The organism is Corynebacterium sp. NML180780, assembly GCF_007786415.1.
Classification (GTDB): domain Bacteria; phylum Actinomycetota; class Actinomycetes; order Mycobacteriales; family Mycobacteriaceae; genus Corynebacterium; species Corynebacterium gottingense.
On record NZ_VNKN01000001.1, the window covers coordinates 56,542 to 74,983 of the forward strand.

The 18,442-nt window shown below is 66.0% G+C and carries 16 protein-coding genes; 4 read left to right on the plus strand and 12 right to left on the minus strand.

Translation table 11 applies throughout. The features are described 5' to 3' along the window. Positions 1-42 precede the first annotated feature (42 nt). Complete coding sequence (locus FPP74_RS00290; RefSeq protein WP_144716760.1) at positions 43-837, minus strand: trimeric intracellular cation channel family protein; 795 nt, start codon at positions 835-837, stop codon at positions 43-45. After that, a complete protein-coding gene (locus FPP74_RS00295) occupies positions 834-1,760 on the minus strand; it encodes an exodeoxyribonuclease III (protein WP_144716761.1) in 927 nt (308 codons plus the stop codon). The genes FPP74_RS00290 and FPP74_RS00295 overlap by 4 nt, the downstream gene beginning before the upstream one ends. A 91-nt stretch (positions 1,761-1,851) precedes the next feature. Here FPP74_RS00295 and FPP74_RS00300 point away from each other — a divergent pair, with 91 nt between their 5' ends. Then, positions 1,852-4,029: an NADP-dependent isocitrate dehydrogenase gene (locus FPP74_RS00300; protein ID WP_144716762.1), complete on the plus strand. Its 2,178-nt coding sequence runs from the start codon at positions 1,852-1,854 to the stop codon at positions 4,027-4,029. 250 nt (positions 4,030-4,279) lie between these two features. Here FPP74_RS00300 and FPP74_RS00305 read toward each other — a convergent pair whose 3' ends face one another. Together FPP74_RS00305 and ppc are read right to left on the minus strand one after the other, a co-directional pair. Continuing rightward, on the minus strand, positions 4,280-5,227 hold the full coding sequence (locus FPP74_RS00305) for a hypothetical protein (protein WP_144716763.1): 948 nt from the start codon (positions 5,225-5,227) through the stop codon (positions 4,280-4,282). Between the two features lie 51 nt (positions 5,228-5,278). Next, on the minus strand, positions 5,279-7,870 hold the full coding sequence (gene ppc, locus FPP74_RS00310) for a phosphoenolpyruvate carboxylase (RefSeq protein WP_144716764.1): 2,592 nt from the start codon (positions 7,868-7,870) through the stop codon (positions 5,279-5,281). Positions 7,871-8,071: 201 nt separating this feature from the next. On the opposite strand from ppc, the gene FPP74_RS00315 reads away from it, so the two are divergent. After that, on the plus strand, positions 8,072-9,394 hold the full coding sequence (locus tag FPP74_RS00315; protein WP_144716765.1) for an O-acetylhomoserine/O-acetylserine sulfhydrylase: 1,323 nt from the start codon (positions 8,072-8,074) through the stop codon (positions 9,392-9,394). A 9-nt stretch (positions 9,395-9,403) separates the two neighbouring features. After that, complete coding sequence (locus tag FPP74_RS00320; RefSeq protein WP_144716766.1) at positions 9,404-10,549, plus strand: homoserine O-acetyltransferase; 1,146 nt, start codon at positions 9,404-9,406, stop codon at positions 10,547-10,549. An 8-nt stretch (positions 10,550-10,557) separates the two neighbouring features. On the opposite strand, the gene FPP74_RS00325 is transcribed toward FPP74_RS00320, so the two are convergent. The 7 genes from FPP74_RS00325 to FPP74_RS00355 form a co-directional block, all read right to left on the minus strand. Next, positions 10,558-11,211 carry a metallophosphoesterase gene (locus FPP74_RS00325; protein WP_144716767.1) on the minus strand — a complete coding sequence of 218 codons (654 nt, stop codon included), beginning with the start codon at positions 11,209-11,211 and terminating at the stop codon, positions 10,558-10,560. Positions 11,212-11,220: 9 nt separating this feature from the next. Beyond that, complete coding sequence (locus FPP74_RS00330; RefSeq protein ID WP_255456018.1) at positions 11,221-12,966, minus strand: iron ABC transporter permease; 1,746 nt, start codon at positions 12,964-12,966, stop codon at positions 11,221-11,223. Positions 12,967-13,017: 51 nt separating this feature from the next. Beyond that, positions 13,018-14,088, minus strand: coding sequence for an ABC transporter substrate-binding protein (locus FPP74_RS00335; protein ID WP_144716768.1), 1,071 nt, complete (start codon positions 14,086-14,088; stop codon positions 13,018-13,020). 71 nt (positions 14,089-14,159) lie between these two features. Continuing rightward, positions 14,160-15,149: an ABC transporter ATP-binding protein gene (locus tag FPP74_RS00340; protein ID WP_255456019.1), complete on the minus strand. Its 990-nt coding sequence runs from the start codon at positions 15,147-15,149 to the stop codon at positions 14,160-14,162. Continuing rightward, positions 15,137-15,994: a hypothetical protein gene (locus FPP74_RS00345; protein WP_144716769.1), complete on the minus strand. Its 858-nt coding sequence runs from the start codon at positions 15,992-15,994 to the stop codon at positions 15,137-15,139. Before FPP74_RS00345 ends, FPP74_RS00340 begins: the two co-directional genes overlap by 13 nt. 69 nt (positions 15,995-16,063) lie before the next feature. Then, the gene (locus FPP74_RS00350; RefSeq protein WP_095555307.1) at positions 16,064-16,381 is read right to left on the minus strand and encodes a DUF3017 domain-containing protein; all 318 of its coding nucleotides are present in this window, start codon (positions 16,379-16,381) and stop codon (positions 16,064-16,066) included. A gap of 14 nt (positions 16,382-16,395) precedes the next feature. Then, complete coding sequence (locus FPP74_RS00355; RefSeq protein ID WP_186439346.1) at positions 16,396-17,265, minus strand: bifunctional methylenetetrahydrofolate dehydrogenase/methenyltetrahydrofolate cyclohydrolase; 870 nt, start codon at positions 17,263-17,265, stop codon at positions 16,396-16,398. A 23-nt stretch (positions 17,266-17,288) separates the two neighbouring features. On the opposite strand from FPP74_RS00355, the gene FPP74_RS00360 reads away from it, so the two are divergent. After that, positions 17,289-17,759, plus strand: a complete 471-nt coding sequence (locus FPP74_RS00360) for a tRNA (cytidine(34)-2'-O)-methyltransferase (protein WP_144716770.1) — start codon at positions 17,289-17,291, stop codon at positions 17,757-17,759. A gap of 9 nt (positions 17,760-17,768) precedes the next feature. Here FPP74_RS00360 and FPP74_RS00365 read toward each other — a convergent pair whose 3' ends face one another. Beyond that, positions 17,769-18,437: an MOSC domain-containing protein gene (locus FPP74_RS00365; RefSeq protein ID WP_095277725.1), complete on the minus strand. Its 669-nt coding sequence runs from the start codon at positions 18,435-18,437 to the stop codon at positions 17,769-17,771. Positions 18,438-18,442 lie beyond the last annotated feature (5 nt).

Genomic DNA, 18,442 nt, shown 5'->3' on the forward strand with positions numbered 1-18,442 from the left:
CCGCGTCCCCGAATCTGGGGGCGGGGGTGCGCGATGTCAGGATCACTCGCCGTCGGAGCGCTTCCGCTCGCTCCTGGGCGGCAGCTTCATCTTCTTCAAGCCCCGGTACGCAGTGCGCGCGCCCGGAATGTGGCGAGCGCGGTGATACATGAAGGTGGTCAGGGCGTATCGCGGGTCGTACGCCGCGGCGGCCTCCTCGTCGTACTCGTAGACCGGCAGGCTCCAGCCCCGCTTGAGCGAGAACAGGCGCACCCCGAGCACCGCGACGAGCGTTACTAGGATGACCGCCCACTCGTGGACGCCCAGCCAGGACAGGGCCCACCACACCACAACACCGATGACGGCGGCGGAGGCGTACATCTCCTTGTGGAAGACGAGTGGGACGCGGTCGGAGAGGACGTCGCGAAGCACACCGCCCGACACGCCCGTGGTCACCGCCGCAACGCACGCGATGATGAAGCCGTGCCCGTTCTCCACAGCAGTTTGGATACCCAGCACGGCGAACGCCGCCAGGCCGATCGCATCGGCGACGAGGAAGCTGCGCCGCAGCCGCACGAGCAACCAGCTCACCCGCACCGTCACCGCAGCCGCGACGATCACGGTGACCAGGTACAGCGGCTGCTCCACCCACGTCAGCGGGTACGTGCCGAGCAGCACGTCGCGCACCGTGCCGCCGCCCAGCGCGGTCAGCGCGCCGAGCGTGATCACGCCGAACAGGTCCATGCGCATCCGGCCCGCCGCCACCGCCGCCGTCATCGCCTCGGCCACGATGCCGATGACGTAGAGGATGGAGACCAGGTTCGCGGTACTGAAGTTGGCAACATAGGAAGCGATCATGCGCCACCCCCGTCGGCGTACTCCACCAGCAGCGGCGAGTGGTCCGACCAGCGCAGCTCCACCGCGCCCGCCTTCTCCACCCAGCTGCGCCGCGCCCGCGCGAGCATGTCGGCGGTCGCCGCCTGGTAGTCGATGCGCCACCCTGCGTCGTTGTTAAACGCCTGTCCGCGGTAGGTCCACCACGTGTACGGCGCAGCCTCCGGCGACAGGCGACGGGCCACGTCGAACCACGCCGGCTCCGCCGCGGCCATGCGAGGCGCCGCACCCTCGGGGCCGTAGTCGACCGCGCCGGCCCAGCCCGCGTTCGCCTTGTCCTCTATATCCTGCGCCTCATCGTCGGGGAATGCGCCGAACACCGAGTCCATAAACGCGCGCTCCGGTGGCAGGAAGCCAGACTTTTTGCGATTCGTCTTCCAGTTTTTCAGGTCCTCGCGGCGGTGGCAGATGTTCCAGTCGCCGCCGATCACCATCTGCGGGTACTGCGCGGCCCACTCGGCAAGCAGGGGCTCGAACTGGTCGAGGAACTCGTACTTCTCATCTTGCTTTGCGGTCTCCGCCGCGCCCGACGGCAGGTAGAGGGAGGCCACGCGCGTCCCGCACGGCAGAGTCCCCGCCAGGAACCTGCCGGCGGTTTCGAATCCGGGGATGCCCGTGTGGACGTCGATAAGCGAGTGCTTCGACAAAATGCCAACCCCGGCCCTCCCCTTCGCCTCAGCGGGCGCAACTACCAGCTGCCAACCCTCATCGAGGGCGGGGGCAAGCGCCGCGTGCGCCTGCTCCTCCGTCGCGCGGACTTCCTGCATCAGTACCACGTCGGCGCTGGTGCGCTGCAGCCACTCAAGCATGCCCAGGTTGTCCTCGTTGCGGACCTTCGTCGCGGCCCGAATCCCGTTGACATTCACAGAAGCGATAGTGAGACTCATGCCCCCGAGACTACCTTTTACAGGACAAGCGGTATGTAAACGCTGTACGCTGAGAGGTTGAACACTGCCAACCAGAAATATGAGGAGCACAATGGCTAAGATCATCTGGACCCGCACCGACGAGGCGCCCCTGCTGGCGACCTACTCGCTCAAGCCGATCGTGGAGGCGTTCGCTTCCCAGGCAGGGATCGATGTGGATACCGCCGACATCTCGCTCGCCGGCCGCATTATCTCGCAGTTCCCGGAGCGCCTCACCGATGAGCAGAAGCTTGACGACGCATTGGCGCAGCTCGGCCAGCTCGCCAAGACGCCCGAGGCGAACATTATTAAGTTGCCGAACATCTCCGCATCTCTGGTGCAGCTGAAGAAGGCCATCGCCGAGCTGCAGGCCGCCGGCTTTGACCTGCCGGAGTACGAGGAGGCGCAGGAGAAGTACGACGCCGTCAAGGGCTCCGCCGTGAACCCGGTGCTGCGCGAAGGCAACTCGGATCGCCGCGCGCCGGAGGCCGTGAAGAACTACACCAAGAAGCACCCGCACTCCATGGGCGAGTGGTCGAAGGACTCCAAGACCAACGTTGCCACCATGGATGCCGGCGACTTCCGCCACAACGAGAAGTCCGTCATTATCCCGGCCGAGGACACCCTCACCATCAAGATGGCCGACGGCACCGTGCTCAAGGAGGGCCTGAAGGTCCAGGCCGGCGAAGTCATCGACGCGACCTACATGTCCGCCGCCGCCCTCGACGCATTCCTACTGGACGCCGTGAAGAAGGCCAAGGAGGAGGGCGTGCTCTTCTCCGCGCACCTGAAGGCCACCATGATGAAGGTCTCCGACCCGATCATCTTCGGCCACGTCGTGCGCGCATACTTCAAGCCCGTCTTTGACAAGTACGGCGCCGAGCTGCTCGAGGCTGGCCTCAACGGCGAGAACGGCCTCGGCGCCATCCTCGACGGCCTGTCCGAGCTGGAGAACGGCGAGGAGATCCGCAAGGCCTTCGAGCAGCAGCTTGTCGACGGCCCGTCGCTGGCCATGGTGAACTCCCACAAGGGCATCACCAACCTGCACGTGCCGTCGGACGTGATCATCGACGCCTCCATGCCGGCCATGATCCGCACCTCCGGCCACATGTGGAACGCCGACGACCAGGAGCAGGACACCCTGGCCGTGATCCCGGACTCCTCCTACGCCGGTGTGTACCAGGCCGTGATCGACGACTGCCGCGCCAACGGCGCCTACGACCCGACCACCATGGGTACCGTCCCGAACGTCGGCCTCATGGCACAGAAGGCCGAGGAGTACGGCTCCCACGACAAGACCTTCAAGATCCCGGCAGACGGCACCGTACAGGTGGTCAACTCCGCAGGCGACGTGCTCATCGAGCACGACGTCCAGGCGGGCGACATCTGGCGCGCCACCCAGACCAAGGACGCCCCGATCCAGGACTGGGTTAAGCTGGCCGTCAACCGCGCACGCCTCTCCGGCATGAAGACCATCTTCTGGCTCGACGAGGAGCGCGCACACGACCGCAACCTCATTGAGCTGGTGAACAAGTACCTGGCCGACCACGACACCGAGGGCCTGGACATCTCCATTCAGTCCCCGGTCGAGGCCACCAAGACCTCCATCGAGCGCATCCGTCGCGGCGAGGACACCATCTCCGTCACCGGCAACGTGCTGCGTGACTACAACACGGACCTCTTCCCCATCCTCGAGCTGGGCACCTCCGCGAAGATGCTCTCCGTGGTCCCGCTGATGGCAGGCGGCGGCCTGTTCGAGACCGGTGCCGGCGGCTCCGCCCCGAAGCACGTCCAGCAGGTCCAGGAAGAAAACCACCTGCGCTGGGACTCGCTTGGCGAGTACCTCGCACTGGCCGAGTCCTTCCGCCACGAGAAGAACACCAACGGCAACGAGCGCGCCGGCGTCCTCGCCGCTGCGCTGGACAAGGCCACCGAGCAGCTTCTCGACGAAGGCAAGTCCCCCTCCCGCAAGGTGAACGAGATCGACGACCGCGGCTCCCACTTCTGGCTGTCCCTGTTCTGGGCCGAGGCACTCGCCGCCCAGACCGACGACGCCGAGCTGGCCTCTGCCTTCGCCCCGGTTGCCGAGGAGCTGCGCGCCAACGCCGAGCAGATCGACTCCGAGCTGCTCGCCGCACAGGGTTCCGCCGCTGACCTGGGTGGCTACTACTGGCCGGACGAGGCAAAGACCACCGCAGTCATGCGTCCGTCCGCGACCTTCAACAAGGTCATCGACGCGCTGAAGAAGTAGGCGCTCGGCCATTCCGGCCCCGGTTGCTGCGTTTTCGTGGCGGCCGGGGCTTTGGTTTACGGCTCTTGACCTGGCCTGTCGATGTCGCACTACGTAGCCTCAGAAGCGTAGCCCCTAATGCGTAGCCTCTAGAACGTAGCCTTTCGAGTAAATCATGTTTGAGTTGGCCAAAGTTTTTCCGTTTACTCGAAAAGCTACGTTTTAGGGGCTACGCTTCTCCCGCTACGTTTTAGCTTTCGTGTCAGCCGCATCAACGTAGCCTCCGCCGCACCGCTTTCTGCTGCCCCACCAGAGTGTCGCGCACTTCTTGCACAAACGTCTCCGGATTTCTGCGCAGGAAGCCCGGCGAGTACCGCAGGAACACATACCCCTGGTTCGCTATCCGCTTTTGCCGGCGAAATTCCTTCTGCCTCACCTGTTCTGCGTCTGGGCCTTGGTATTTCACCTCACCATCGATCTCGATGAGCAGCCAGCCATCGATGCACAGATCGGCATACCGCCCAGCCACCTCATACTGCGTTGTCACCGGACCAATTCCTGCTTGGATGAGCAGCCCACGCGCGAGGGATTCGTACGGTGAATCGGAGTTGGCTACCGCGTGGTCCAAACATTTTCTTACCGTACCGATTCCCTTGGCTCTTCCGAGCAAGGCAGCATGTGTATGCAGCATCTCCAGATCGAACCCTCTCCGGAGTAGGTAGTCGGCCGTCACGAGTCCCTCGACGAATCCGTGGTAGCGGGCGATGTCAGCGAAAGTGCGGAAACCAGTTGTCAGTCGGTGCCCGTCAACGTCGCCAATGTCCATCGGGAGCAGTTTCGATCGACGAAACACCAGGCCCTGACTACGATCTCTGTTGGTAGAGACACCCCCGGATGGCAAGGCGAGCTCAATGTGTTCCGCTGACGTGCTAATGACCCACATACCGTGCATCCGCGCAGCCGAACGTCCAACTAGGATCGCGCTGTTACTTGTCCTGCCAGCGGCTTCGACGCGCAGCCATTGCCGCTCATGGTATCGCAACTCCTCCCACGCGCTACGCGGGTAGTAGATCACTGAGCTCAGCGCCAAATAGTGCTCAGCGAGATACACGAGTGCCTCCCGCGACAGCGCGCGCTTATCGACGATCCCCCGCCGCAGCTCCCCCTTCCGTGCTTCCCACCGCTGCAGTTCGACCTGGTTTTCTCTGTCAATCCCCATACCTAGTTTGACGATGAAAACCAGGTCCAGGTTCCCTCACTCCGCAGAAATCTACCCCGCGTTGCGCAGCGCTGTGGCGAGCCCGTTCATGGTGACCTGGATGGTCTTGGAGACCAGGAAGGTTTCGTCGCCAGCGCGGTAGCGGCGCAGCAGCTCGAGCTGGACGGCGTTGAGCGGCAGCAGGTAGGGGTAGCGGCGTTTCAGGGAACGAGCCTGGCGCTGGTTCTCGGCGACGAGGTCAGCGTGGCCGGTGATGCGGAAGTACACCTGGCGAGTGCGCTCGAATTCGTCGGAGATGAGCCCGAAAATCCGCTCGGCGACATCAGCGTCTTCGACCAGGTCGGCGTAGAGGCGGGCCAGCGACATCTCCGCTTTCGCCATCACCTGCGCCATGTTTGCCAGCACGGAGCGGAAGAACGGCCAGTCGCGGTAGAGCTCGCCAAGCTCGTCCCAGCGCTCTTCGCTTTCGCCTGCCCAGCGCTCGACGGCGGTGCCGACGCCGAACCAACCGGGCACGTTGGTGCGCGATTGCGCCCAGGACAGGACCCAGGGGATGGCGCGAAGATCGGAGATCGCGGTGGTCTGCTTGCGGGAAGCGGGCCGGGAACCGAGGTTGAGCTCGCCGATCTCGTGGAGCGGGGTGGATTGGGTGAAGTAGTCGATGAAGCCGGGGTCGCCGATGAGTTCGTTGTACTTTTCGCCGGAGTAGGCGGCAAGCGTGCGCATGATGTCGTAGGCACGCGTGGGATTGGCAATCGGCTCGGTGTCCAGCAGCGACGCCTCGAACGCCCCGGCCACAAAGGCCTCCAGGTGGCGGCGCGCGGTCTCGGGCGAGCCGTACTTGGCCGAGATGATTTCGCCCTGCTCGGTGATGCGGATCGAGCCGTCAACCGCGCCCTTGGGTTGGGCGAGGATGGCGTCGTAGGTGGGCCCGCCGCCGCGTCCGACTGCCCCGCCGCGGCCGTGCGCGAGCCGGAGGCGGATGCCGTGGCGGTTGCAGAGTTCGACGAGGGCGAGTTCGGCGTCGTAAAGCGCCCAGTTGGCCTGCAGGTAGCCGCCGTCCTTGTTGGAGTCGGAGTAGCCGAGCATGACCTCCTGCACGTCGCCGCGTTCGCGCAGGTAGTCGCGGTAGAAAGGCAGCGACCAGAGGTCTTCGAGGATGCGCGCGCCGTGCGCGAGGTCGTCGATCGTTTCAAACAGCGGCACGACGTTGACCGCGTCGAGCCCGACCTCTTTGAGCAGCACCATGGGTTCGAGGATGTCGGAGACGGCCCCGGTCATAGCGATGATGCATTGCGTGACCGCGCCGTGGCCCAGGTCGCGGACGGCGCGTGCTGCTGCGGTGAGGATGCCCATTTCCTTGCGCGTGGCGTCGCAAAGCTGCGCCTCGGCGCGCAGCAATGGCCGCGGGGTGCGCAGCTCCTGAACGAGCACCTCCACTCGGTCCTCCTCCACGAGCTCCGCGTAGTTTTCGCAGACACCGGCTGTCGCGAGCACCTCCGCCACGACCGCTTCGAAGGACTCGGAATTCTGCCGCAGATCTAGCGCGTACAGGTGGAAGCCGAAGGTGAGCACGGCCGAGCGCAGGCGCGCGAGCCGGTCGTCGGCGATAATCGCGCCGCCGTGCGCGCGCAGCGAGTCGTCGATGCAGTCCAGGTCGGCGAGCAGCTCAGCCGGGTCAGCGTAGGGCACATGCTTATCGACGCCCACCTCCTCCCCCGCCAACGCCGCGCGCGTCGCCGCAACGCGGTGCCGGATCCCGTACACGGCGCGGCGGTAGGGTTCGTCCACGCGGGACTCGGCGGTGTTGTCGGCGGCGTCCGCGAGCTGGGAAAGCTCTGCCGAGCAGGTGGAATAGCGGTCCGACAGCGAAAGTTCGCGCTCCAGGTCGGCCAGCTCGTCCAGGTAGCGCGCCAGCGCTGTGTCGGCGGCCTGGCGAGTGGCGTAGTTCAGCGTTTCGGCGTTGACGTACGGGTTGCCGTCGTGGTCGCCACCGATCCAGGATCCGGGGCGAAGGACCGGGATCTGCTCGAGCAGCGAGAGTTTGTAGTAGCGCAGACCGACGTCGATCTCGTCTTCGAGGCGCGGGCGCGCGATGCGGATGAGGGCGGTCTGCCACAGCAGGGTCATGCGCAGCTCCATCTCGCGCTCGATCGCCTCGGGATCGGCGCCGGCGTGAAGCTCGCTGAGCAGGCGTTTGATGCGTGTCTGGGTGTCAAAAACGGTGCGGCGGCGCGTCTCGGTGGGGTGCGCGGTGAGCACCGGCGAGACCTGCGCGCCGGCGACCAGTTCGGCGACCCGATCTGCGCCAACCTCGCGGTCGTGCAGGTGCGCGAACGTGTTGCGCAGCGATACCGGGGCGGGGACCTTCTCGTCGTCCAGGTCCTCGACAAGGTTGGTCAGCAGCGCGAAGTGGCTAAACGCGCGGGCGACAAGGTTCATCTTCGCGGTGTCCAGCCCGCGGAACACGGTGAGCAGGTCATCCGGGGTGGCGTCGCCGTGCGCGATGTCGAAGGCGGTGCGGCGGGTGGATTCAACCAGGTCGAAGACTTCCTGCCCTTCCTGTTCGGCGATCACCCGGCCAAGCACCCTCCCGAGCAGTCGGATGTCTTCACGGACGTGGTCTGCGGGTTGGGTTGGCACGTGGTGTCTCCTTACAGCATCGAATTCTTAAGCGGTGTCCGGCACACTACCTAATGTAAACCAGATCACATACTCGCTCACCGCAACGCACATCACACTTCCACGAGCTGGGCAAACTGCCTCAATTTTATTCAGCCATTTAACACGCAAAATAGACAGCTTGGTACACAACGGGCCGACCGCACGTTACGTTCGAAAGCCATGAGCAACTACGACAACTCCAACGCCAACGAGTGGGCCTTCGCCACCCGCTCCATCCACGCAGGCCAGCCCGTCGACTCCGATACCGGCGCGCGCAACCAGCCGATTTACATGACCACCAGCTACGTCTTCGACGACGCGCAGCACGCGGAGAACCGCTTCAACCTCTCGGACGCGGGCCCGATTTACACCCGCCTGACTAACCCAACGCAGCAGGCGCTGGAGGACCGCCTCGCTTCCCTGGAGGGCGGCGTCGCCGCTGTCACCTTCGCCTCCGGCATGGCCGCGGAGACCGCCGCGATCCTCAACCTCGCCTCGGCCGGCGACCACATCGTTACCTCCCCGCGCCTCTACGGCGGCACCGAGACGCTTTTCCAGGTCACGCTGCCGCGCCTGGGCATCGACTTCACCTTCGTGGACAACCCGGACGACCCGGAGAGCTGGCAATCCGCTATCCAGCCGAACACGAAGGCGCTTTACGCGGAAACCTTCGGCAACCCGATCGCGGACGTGCTGGACATCCCGGCCGTCGCCGAGGTCGCCCACGCCAACCAGGTCCCGCTGATCGTGGACAACACCATGGCCACCGCCGCCCTGGTGCGCCCGCTGGAGCACGGCGCGGACGTGGTCGTGGTCTCCACCACCAAGTTCTACACGGGCAACGGCGCGGCCATCGGCGGCGCGATCATCGACGGCGGCTCCTTCGACTGGACCGTCCAACGCGACGGCAAGGACGTCTTCCCCTACTTCACCACCCCGGACCCGGCTTACCACGGCCTGAAGTACGCAGACCTAGGCGCGCCCGCGTTCGCACTCAAGGCCCGCGCTGGTCTGCTGCGCGACACGGGCGCCGCGATTTCCCCGTTCAACGCCTGGGTTGCGCTGCAGGGCCTGGACACCCTCCAGTTGCGCGTGGACAAGCACAACGAGAACGCTGCTGCGGTCGCCGAGTTCCTGGCCAACCACGACAAGGTGGCCAAGGTGAATTACGCCGGCCTGCCGGATTCGCCGTACAAGGCGGTCAAGGACAAGCTCGGCCTTGCCCACACCGGCTCCGTGCTCTCGTTTGAGGTCGCGGGCGATCCGGACGATCGCACCAAGGCCTGGGCATTTATCGACGCCCTGAAGCTGCACTCCAACCTGGCCAACATCGGCGACGTCCGCTCCCTGGTGGTCCACCCGGCCTCCACCACCCACTCGCAGTCCAATGCGGAGGGGCTCAAGCGCGCGGGTATTAGTCAGGCCACGGTCCGCCTGTCCGTAGGTATCGAGGACATCAACGACATCATCGACGACCTCAAGCGCGGATTCGCGGCGATCTAGGCGGACCCCATGCTCACACTCGCCCCCGAGGGCCAGCTCGCCACCGTCGACATCAGCACCCTCCGCACCGAGGCAGGCGCCCAGATCGACGAGGCGCAAATTGCTTACCGACGATGGGGCGAGCCGGCCGGTGACCCCCACGGCACCAACAACATCCTGCTTGTCGAGCACGCGCTGACCGGAGACCCGGACGCCTCCGACTGGTGGTGCGAAGCGATCGGCCCCGGCAAGGCGCTGGACACCAACGAGTGGTGCGTGATCTGCACCAACGCCGTCGGCTCCTGTTACGGGTCGACGGGTCCGGCGTCCCCCTACCCGGGCGGCACCGGAGTGTGGGGCTCCCGCTTCCCCGCCGTCTCCATCCGCGACATGGTGCTGGCCGAGCACCGCTTCCTCGAAGCCCTGGGCATCTCGCGCGTGCACGCGATCCTGGGCGGATCGATGGGCGGAGCCCGCGCGCTGGAGTGGACGCTGCTTTACCCGGAGCAGGTGGACTACGCGCTGGTCATCGCCGTCTCCGCGCGCGCGAGCGCGTGGCAGATCGGGATCCAAACGGCGCAGATCACCTCGATCACGCAAGACCCGAACTGGCAGGGCGGCAACTACCACGGCACCGGCAGCGCGCCCGACGCGGGCCTGGCCGCCGCCCGGCGTCTGGCCCACCTCACCTACCGGGGCGAGCTGGAGATCGACGAACGCTTCGGCACCTCCGCCCAGCCCGGCGAAAACCCGCTCGGCGCCTACCGCGAGGACGGCGAGCGCTTCGCCGTCCAGTCGTACCTGGAGCACCAGGGGCGCAAGCTCACCGAGCGTTTCGACGCCGCGTCCTACGTCACCCTCACCGAGGCCCTCAACCGCCACGACGTGGGCCGCGGGCGCGGCGGTCTCAACAAGGCGCTGGCCTCATCAACCGTGCCCACCATGATCGTGGGCGTGGATACCGACATTCTCTACCCCTACCACCAGCAGGAACACCTCTCCCGCAACCTGGGCAACCTGCTCGCGATGTCGAAGCTGTCCTCGCCCGTCGGCCACGACGCGTTCCTCGTCGAGGCGCGCCAGATGGACCGCGTCCTGCGCAACTTCATCGCGCTGACCCGCGAGGCGCCGTCCGCGCACGACATCGCGGCCGCCCGCGGCGACTACGACATCTAGGTCCGGGCTCAGAGGTCACGGAGGGTCACGTGGGCGTCGTCAAGCGAGGCGATGAGCCCGCGCCCCATACCCACCCAGCCGACGGGCACGGACGCGTCCAGCGCGATCCGCTGGTGCACATGTCCGAGCGCCCAGGCGTCGTAGTCGCACGCCTCGAGCTCCGCGACGTCGCACGGCAGGCAGGCGTTGTTGGAGTATTCGCCGGTGACGGAGGTGTGGAGGAGGCCGAGGTTGGGCGCGCCGCTGATACGCGAAGGAAACGACGGCACCAATCGGCGCGGGTCGCGGTCCACCTCAACGGCGGCGGTGTGCAGCGCCCACCCGCCCGCGCGGATCGTCTGCGGCCGCGTGCCCGCCACAGCGACACCTGGCGGGATCACTGCGGAGAGGTCGTGGTGGACGTCGTGGTTGCCGGCGATGAAGACGGTGGTGTCGAACAGCTCGAGGGCGCGGGCGAAGAAGCGCGTGACCTCGCCGAAGGTGGCGCTGGTGAAGCGGGAGCGGTCGATGACGTCGCCGAGCATCACAAAGTGCGCAGCCCCTGCCTGCGCCCCGCGCTGCAGCGCTTCGAGCGCCCACTCGATGCCGGGACCAGTTTTCTTCGCGCCGGATTGCGGGCGGCCAAGGTGGATGTCTGCCAGGACGAGGATCGGAGCGGTCATTGGACCAGGTTAACGCGCGTGGCGGGACTGCCACCAGCGCACGAGCACGAGCACGAGTGTCGAGGTGCCGACGCCGATGAGCGTCATCGCCATCGCTTCGGCGCGGTGGCCCTGGTCGTACTGGTTCATGATCCACGGCGCGAGCAGGTTGATGTTGCTCGGTCGAATCAGTGAGGACATGACCAGCTCGCGGATGCCCACGAAAAAGGCGAGCAGCCAGCCGGCGAACAGGCCTGGCGCCAGCAGCGGCACGGTGACGCGGGTGAAGGTTTGCGCCGGGGTGGCGCCGCAGATCGCGGCGGCCTCCAACATCGTCGGCGACATGGATGCCGCGGACGTCTTCACGTTCTGCACCGCCATCGGCGTAAACAGTACGGTAAACGCCATGACCAGGATGATCTGGGTGCCGTAGGGTGTCCACGGCAGGTTGGGGGAGTTCCACAGGAGGATAAAGCCGATGGCCAGGACGATGCCGGGCACGGTGTCGGGGGCGACGGCGAGGAAGTCGGTGAGCTTTGCCACGATAGTGGAGCGCCGCATGGTCAGCAGCGTGATCGCGAGGGCGACCAGCACCGCGGTCGTCGCGCCGATCGCGCCGAGCAGAATCGAGCGGGTGAGCGCCTCCTGCGCAGACGGCATGGACAGCACGATGGCGAAGTAGTCGAAGGTGAGGTTGTTCGGCGTCGGCGCCTTGGACCGCAGGATGGTCATCGCCGCCAGGACGATGGAGATGTACGGGATGAACACGGACAGGGCAAACACCACTACGCTGTAGACCCACGCGAGGGACATTGCGCTTTTCGACGCCCGCAACCGCACCGGCCGCGACGCCCTTCCCCCTCCGGTCAGGTCTTTCCGGCTCGCCCACTGCTGGATGGCCCACGCCGTGACGCCGAGGGCGAACAGCACGGACGAGGTCGCGGCCGCGCTGCTGAAGCTCAGCGGGTCGATGGTCACGTCCTCGTAGATCGAGGACACGAGCACCTTGTATCCGATTGCGTTGCCCAGCGTCACCGGCGTGCCGAACTCGCCGGCAGCCTTAATAAAGACGATGAGCGCGCCCAACGAGTACGGGCCGACCACCATCGGCGCGATGATGCGGGTGAACTGCTGCCAGCGGGACGCGCCCGCCACCTGCGCCATCTCCAGCTGCGAGGCGGGGATACCCTCGAAGCAGTTGCGCAGGATGAGGTAGAGGAACGGGAAGAGCTCCGCCGCCATGATGAAGCCCATGCCCCAGACGGAGTAGATGGCGTCGTGGGCGAACCCGCCGAGCGTCTCGCCGAGCAGCATGTCGGCCACGCCGCGCACGCGGGTGAAGTCCATCCACGCCATCGCCGCGGCGAACGGCGGGGTCATGAACGGCACCATGATGAGCACTTCCACCCAGCCCGCCTTGCGCATGGGGGTCCAGGCGCGGAACAGGGCGAGTGGGGCGGCGAAGAGCGTGGCGAAGAGGACGACGATGAGCGAGAGCACAATCGTGTTGCCCAGGACCTTAAGCATGCCGGGCTCGGCCAGCTCGCCGAGCGCGGACGGCTCATCGCGGTAGCCAGTCACCGCGGTGACCAGCACGGAGAGCAGCGGGGCGGCGACGAGGACGAGGAGGAGGAGCAGCACCACGTAGATGCCGGGGGCGTTGCCCTGCCTGGTGTTACGCCCCGGACGCCGCCCCGCCCGCGCGTTGTTGCTTCCTGGCTCGGCCGACAGCGTTCCCGGCTCGGCCAGCGGCGTTCCCGTGTTCAAGGTCGTCACGTACTTCCTCGCTCCTCGCGCAGGCGGCGCCAGTCGCGCCGCGGGTGGGTGTTACAGGTAACGCTCGGCGAACTGTTCGCGAACGTTCTTGGACTCAGCGGAGATGGCCTCCCAGTCGTCCGAGATCTGCGTGATGTCGTCCAGCTTCGGGCTTTCCTTCGGCTCGACCTCCGGGTTCGCCGGGATCATGTACTTGGACGCGGAGATCTGCTGCGCTTCCTCGGAGAACATGAAGTCGACGAAGGCCTGTGCTGCCTCCTTGTTGTCGGAGGTCTTCATGATCATCACCGGGCGCGGGGAGACCGTGGTGCCGGAGAGCGGCAGGCTGATCTCCAGGGCCTCGCCCTTGTCCTTCTTGGAGTACGCGGAGTAGTCCACGCCGCCGAGCACGATGCCCTTGGAGCCGGAGGTGACCTTGTCCAGCGCAGGTCCGTTCGCACCCTCGACGATCATGCCGTTATCAAACAGCTTGTCAAAGAGCTCCCAGGTCTTGTCCTCGCCCCACTCCGCAACCATGGCGGCGAGCAGATCGGCGGCGGTGCCGGACTCACGCGGGTCAGGCATGATGACCATGTCCTTGTACTTCGGGTCGGCCAGGTCCTCCCAGTCGGTCGGGGCCTCGTCGATGACGTCGGTGTTGGCCACCAGGGTCAGCGCGGAGCCGTCGCGGCCGTGGAAGGTGTCGTCCTGCGCGTTCCACTTCGGGTTGGAGTTCTCAATGTTGGCGGGCTTGTACGCCTCGAGCGCGCCGGCCTCTGCCTGCTTCGCGGCCGCCTTCCAGGACGCCAGGTAGACCACGTCGGCCTGCGGGTTCGCTTCCTCCGCCTTGAGCTTGGCGGTGATCTTGCCGGTGGTGTCGGCGAAGACGTTGACCTTCACATCGGTGCGTTCCTCGAAGGCTTCGACGAGGGCGTCGGTAAGCCCCTGCGGGTTCGCGGAGTAGTAGTCCAGCTCACCGGAGAGGCCTTCCGGGGCCTCCCACTTCTCGGCGGATACGGCCTGGCTCTCGGAGGCGCCTTCGGAGCCGGTGGATTCCGCGTCGTCCGCAGACTCGACGGAGCCGCAGGCGGTCATGGTGAGCGCTGCGGTCAGGCCGACGATGGCGGCAGCAATCTTCTTCATTGTTGTCTCCTATTTTTCTGTTCAGTGCTCGCAGGCCGGTCGGCCCAGGAGGAGGACGTGATGACGGGTGGTTATGGTGTGGTCACCGTCAGCAGGACGGTGTCCCCGCGCCCGATCGGCGCGCGGGTGTAGGCGAGCCACGGCTCGGGGGCGCCGTCCACCTGGCAGCGGATTTCGTACCGCCCGCCGGTGTACTGCCGTTCGACGACCTTGCCAATGACGGAGTTCTCCGGAAGCAATTCCGGGCGCTTTCCATCGTCCAGCACCGTGACCTGCACGTTTTCGGGGCGGTTGTCTGGCAGCGTGTCGTGCGTGTTGGTCACGCCAACGAACCCGGCGACGAACGAGTCCGCCGGGTGGTCGTAGAGTTCCACCGGCGCGGCGAACTGGCGGACCTCGCCCTCGTTCATCACGGCGACGCGATCTGACATGGCCAGCGCCTCCGACTGGTCGTGCGTGACGTAGATGACGGTGAGGTCCAGGTCGTACGCCAGCCGGGTGAGCTCGCTACGGATCTGAGTGCGCAGCGCCGCGTCCAGCGCGGACAGCGGCTCGTCCATGAGCAGCAGGTCGGGTTGCGACACCAGCGCACGCGCGATCGCCACGCGCTGCTGCTGCCCGCCAGAGAGCTCGTTCGGCCGCTGGTCCGCCTTCGAGGCAATATTGACCATGTCCATGGCCTCCGACACGCGGCGCTCGCGCTCCTTCGCGTCCACCTTCCCGGCCCCAGTAGTCAGCGGGAACTCCACGTTCTTCGCCACGGTCATGTGCGGCCACAGCGCCAGGTCCTGGAACACCATCGACAGGTTGCGCTTGTTCACCGGGGTGTTCGTCTTCGGCCCGAACACCTCGCGCCCGGCAAACGTGATCGTGCCGGCATCCGGCGTCTCCAGCCCCGCGATGCAGCGCAGCATCGTGGACTTTCCGCAGCCAGAGGGCCCGAGGATGGAGACGAACTCGCCCTTCGCAATGCTTATCGACGTCGCGTGCAACCCCGTCCCGTCAGGAAACTCCCGCCGCACGCTGTCCAATTCGACCTGCGCCGTCGTCACTGCTGCCACCCGCTTTCAATCACGTTGCCGGTCTTAAATGCGTCCTCGTGCACGAGCAGGCCTGCCCGGTCCAGCTCCGCAACTAGTGTGTCGCGTTTGCGCACCGCGTCCTTGCGGGAGGTCTCCTCCTCGGAGATCTCGGCCCACACCTGGCCGCCGAATGTGGCGATCTCCAGGTCCGTCTTCACGCCGCCGATCTCAACGCGCCACGTGCGCTGCTCGACGGTCTGCGTCATCTTGAGGTCCGACGCCGCCAGCGTGGTGCCGGTCGCCTTTGCAAACTTCCCGGGTTCCAGGTCCTTCACAATTGCCACGGCCTTATCGGCAGACGGAATCTCACACTGCGCAGTCACGCACGCCGCGCTCTTCTTGGTGCTGAAGTCCAGCGTCGACGTCGCGTAGCTCGCGTTCACCTGCGCGGCGTAGTTGGTGTCCGACGCGTCAAAGTTCTGCTTGCGGGCCTCCTCCAGCCCGGCGCTGACGCTTTCCGGGGACACCGCGTTCCCCTCGAGCGGCAGGCGATATTTATACGTCACGTCGTATCCCTGCGCGCCGTCCTTGTATCGCAGGCGCGCCGTCCACCCGTGGTTGGCCAGGAGTCTGTCGGCGGTGTCGAAGTACACCGACTGCTCCGCCCCAGAGGATTCACGGACGTCGAAGAAGGAGCGGAATTGCGCGGACGGTGCGCCGTCCGCACCGACGGCGGTATCACTCAGGCGGAGTTTTACCTGGTAGTCGGGGTCCGCAACCGCCGCGGCACCCGCGTGCGGAAAGGGCGCGAGCGCTGCGGCAACGCAAAGCGCAAGCGCGGGAAGTGACCGTTTCTTTACAAACACCCGGTAGACGGTAGGCATTCAATGTTACTTCCGGGAAAATCCCGTATGAAGTTTGTGTGAACACGGTCCGCCGGTGGCCGCCACAAATTATGACCCCAGCGAGTCGACGGTACCCGCGAGTAGCACCATGGCCAGCCCGCAGCACACACAGAAGACGGCGTCCGCCCGGCGCGAGCGCACGGCGAGCAAGCCGACGATGCGCGAGTCGCAGGCGTAGCGCATCACCGCGAGCCACATCATCGACGCCCCCAGCACAAACGTCGCGCGGCGCCAGTGCTCCGTGGCCGCGAACAGTGCGGAGGCGACAAACCCCACGACAAAGAGGGCAACCATCGCCCACTGCGCCCACTCTGGGAGGCGCGAGGGAGGGTTGCCGATGTCGTGGGGGTTATCGAGTGAGAGCACGAATGCCCCAGCCTTTACGCGTCGGACGCGATGCCGGCGGCGCGCTCAGCGCTTTCCACGATGTTGCGCACCAGGAAGGTGCGCGTCATCGGGCCGACGCCGCCCGGGTTCGGGGAGACCCAGCCGGCCTTGTCCCACACATCCGGGTGCAGGTCGCCGACGGTCTTGCCGTCGACGCGGGACACGCCGACGTCGAGAAGCGCTGCCCCCTCCTTAATCATGTCGGCCGTAATCATGTGCGGCTTGCCTGCGGCGGCGATGATAACGTCGGCGCGGCGCGTTTCTGCGGCGAGGTCCTTCGTGCCGGTGTGGCACAGGACGGCGGTGGCGTTGACGTCGCGGGAGGTGAGCATCAGCGAGATCGGCCGGCCGACGGTCACCCCGCGCCCGATGACGCAGACGATCGCGCCGTCCAGGTCGACGCCGAAGCGCTCGAGCAGCTTGATCGAGCCGTTCGGGGTACACGGCAGCGGGGCGGGCTCGTTGAGGACGAGCTTGCCCAGGTTTACCGGGTGCAGGCCGTCGGCGTCCTTGGCCGGATCAATGAGCCCGAGGATGCGATTCTCGTCCAGGTGCTTGGGCAGCGGGAGCTGGACGATGTAGCCGGTGACGGCATCGTCCTCGTTCAGCTCCGTGATCACCTGCTCGAGCTGCTCCTGCGTAGTGTCGCCTGGCAGCTCCTTCATAATGGAGGCGATGCCGAGTTCCTCGCAGTCGCGGTGCTTCATACGCACGTAGTTCTGGCTCGCCGGGTCCTCCCCCACCAGCACGGTGGCCAGGCCCGGGGTCACGCCGTGTTCCTCCTTGAGACGAGCAACGCGAGCCTCAAGGTCCGCGAAAATCTCCTCGCGGTAGAGTTTTCCGTCCAATTTGATCGCAGTCACGCACCCCATCCTAGACTGTCGGTGTGTGCGCACTTCACGTCATCTTTGATAACCCAGTCATCCCCGGCAACACCGGCAACGCGATCCGACTGTGCGCCAATACTGGTGCCGTCCTGCACTTGGTCGAGCCCCTCGGCTTCAACTTCGACGACAAGCACCTCAAGCGCGCGGGCCTGGACTACCACGACCTCGCGGACGTGCAGATCCACCCAGATATAGAGGCCTGCTTTGCCGCGCTGGACGGAGCGCGCATCTTCGCGTTCACCACCAAGGCCACTACTTACTACCAGGATGTGGCCTACCGGGACGGCGACGCGCTCCTGTTTGGCACCGAACCCACCGGGCTGTCCGAGGCACACAGCCACCACCCAAAGGTCACTGACCAGGTGCGGATTCCCATGCTGCCCAGCCGGCGGTCAATGAACCTGTCTAATTCGGCGGCCGTCGCAGTATTTGAGGCGTGGCGGCAGCTGGGGTTCCCCGGTGGGGTGTAGGCCAAGGCATCACCCAAATCTGGCGTCCAACCGCTGCTGATACATCGGTGGCATGATGCGTAGCTCCCACAAGCGCCGCGACAACTCCGCGTCGCCCATCTTCGCACGGAACGCCTCGCCCATGGTAAACCCGTGCGAAGGCTCGTCCAGCACCTCGATGGCATCGCCCGGCGTGATCGCGCCCTCCTTGTTCACGCGGAAGTAGCAGCCACAGTCCCCGCTTAAGGTAAACGCCTTCACCCACTGTGGCTCGCCCATCCACGCCGCGAACGTACGGCACGGCGAGCGCGGCACGCTCACCTCCAGCTCCACCTCGCCGATGCGGAAGCGCTGGTTGATCAGCACTGCGGTCCAGTCGATGCCCAGGGTCGTAAGGTTCTCACCAAACATGCCGTTGTCCAGTGGGTACCCCAGCTGGTTGCCCCACCAGTCGAGGCGCTCGCGGCTAAACACGTAGACCGCCTTCTGCAGCCCGCCGTGGTGAGCGGTGTCCCCCACCGTGTCGCCGACCACGCCGCTGCCGTCGCCGTAGTGCGGCCCCGGAATGATCACGTCGAGCCGCTCGGCAGGCTGCTTATGAATGCCACTCTGCCGCGCCGCCCCGCCCGGGTCGCGCTGCGGGCGGGCGACGTTTGCACTCAGCACTGTCGCACGTTCGTGCGACTCAGATCCGCTCATAGTGA

Bases quoted from the DNA above. Each gene is read 5' to 3' on its own strand.
- FPP74_RS00345 (WP_144716769.1), bottom strand. From the start codon at position 15,994: ATGCCTACCGTCTACCGGGTGTTTGTAAAGAAACGGTCACTTCCCGCG.
- FPP74_RS00295 (WP_144716761.1), bottom strand. From the start codon at position 1,760: ATGAGTCTCACTATCGCTTCTGTGAATGTCAACGGGATTCGGGCCGCG.
- FPP74_RS00300 (WP_144716762.1), top strand. From the start codon at position 1,852: ATGGCTAAGATCATCTGGACCCGCACCGACGAGGCGCCCCTGCTGGCG.
- FPP74_RS00365 (WP_095277725.1), bottom strand. From the start codon at position 18,437: ATGAGCGGATCTGAGTCGCACGAACGTGCGACAGTGCTGAGTGCAAAC.
- FPP74_RS00335 (WP_144716768.1), bottom strand. From the start codon at position 14,088: ATGAAGAAGATTGCTGCCGCCATCGTCGGCCTGACCGCAGCGCTCACC.
- FPP74_RS00325 (WP_144716767.1), bottom strand. From the start codon at position 11,211: ATGACCGCTCCGATCCTCGTCCTGGCAGACATCCACCTTGGCCGCCCG.
- FPP74_RS00305 (WP_144716763.1), bottom strand. From the start codon at position 5,227: ATGGGGATTGACAGAGAAAACCAGGTCGAACTGCAGCGGTGGGAAGCA.
- FPP74_RS00315 (WP_144716765.1), top strand. From the start codon at position 8,072: ATGAGCAACTACGACAACTCCAACGCCAACGAGTGGGCCTTCGCCACC.
- FPP74_RS00320 (WP_144716766.1), top strand. From the start codon at position 9,404: ATGCTCACACTCGCCCCCGAGGGCCAGCTCGCCACCGTCGACATCAGC.
- FPP74_RS00290 (WP_144716760.1), bottom strand. From the start codon at position 837: ATGATCGCTTCCTATGTTGCCAACTTCAGTACCGCGAACCTGGTCTCC.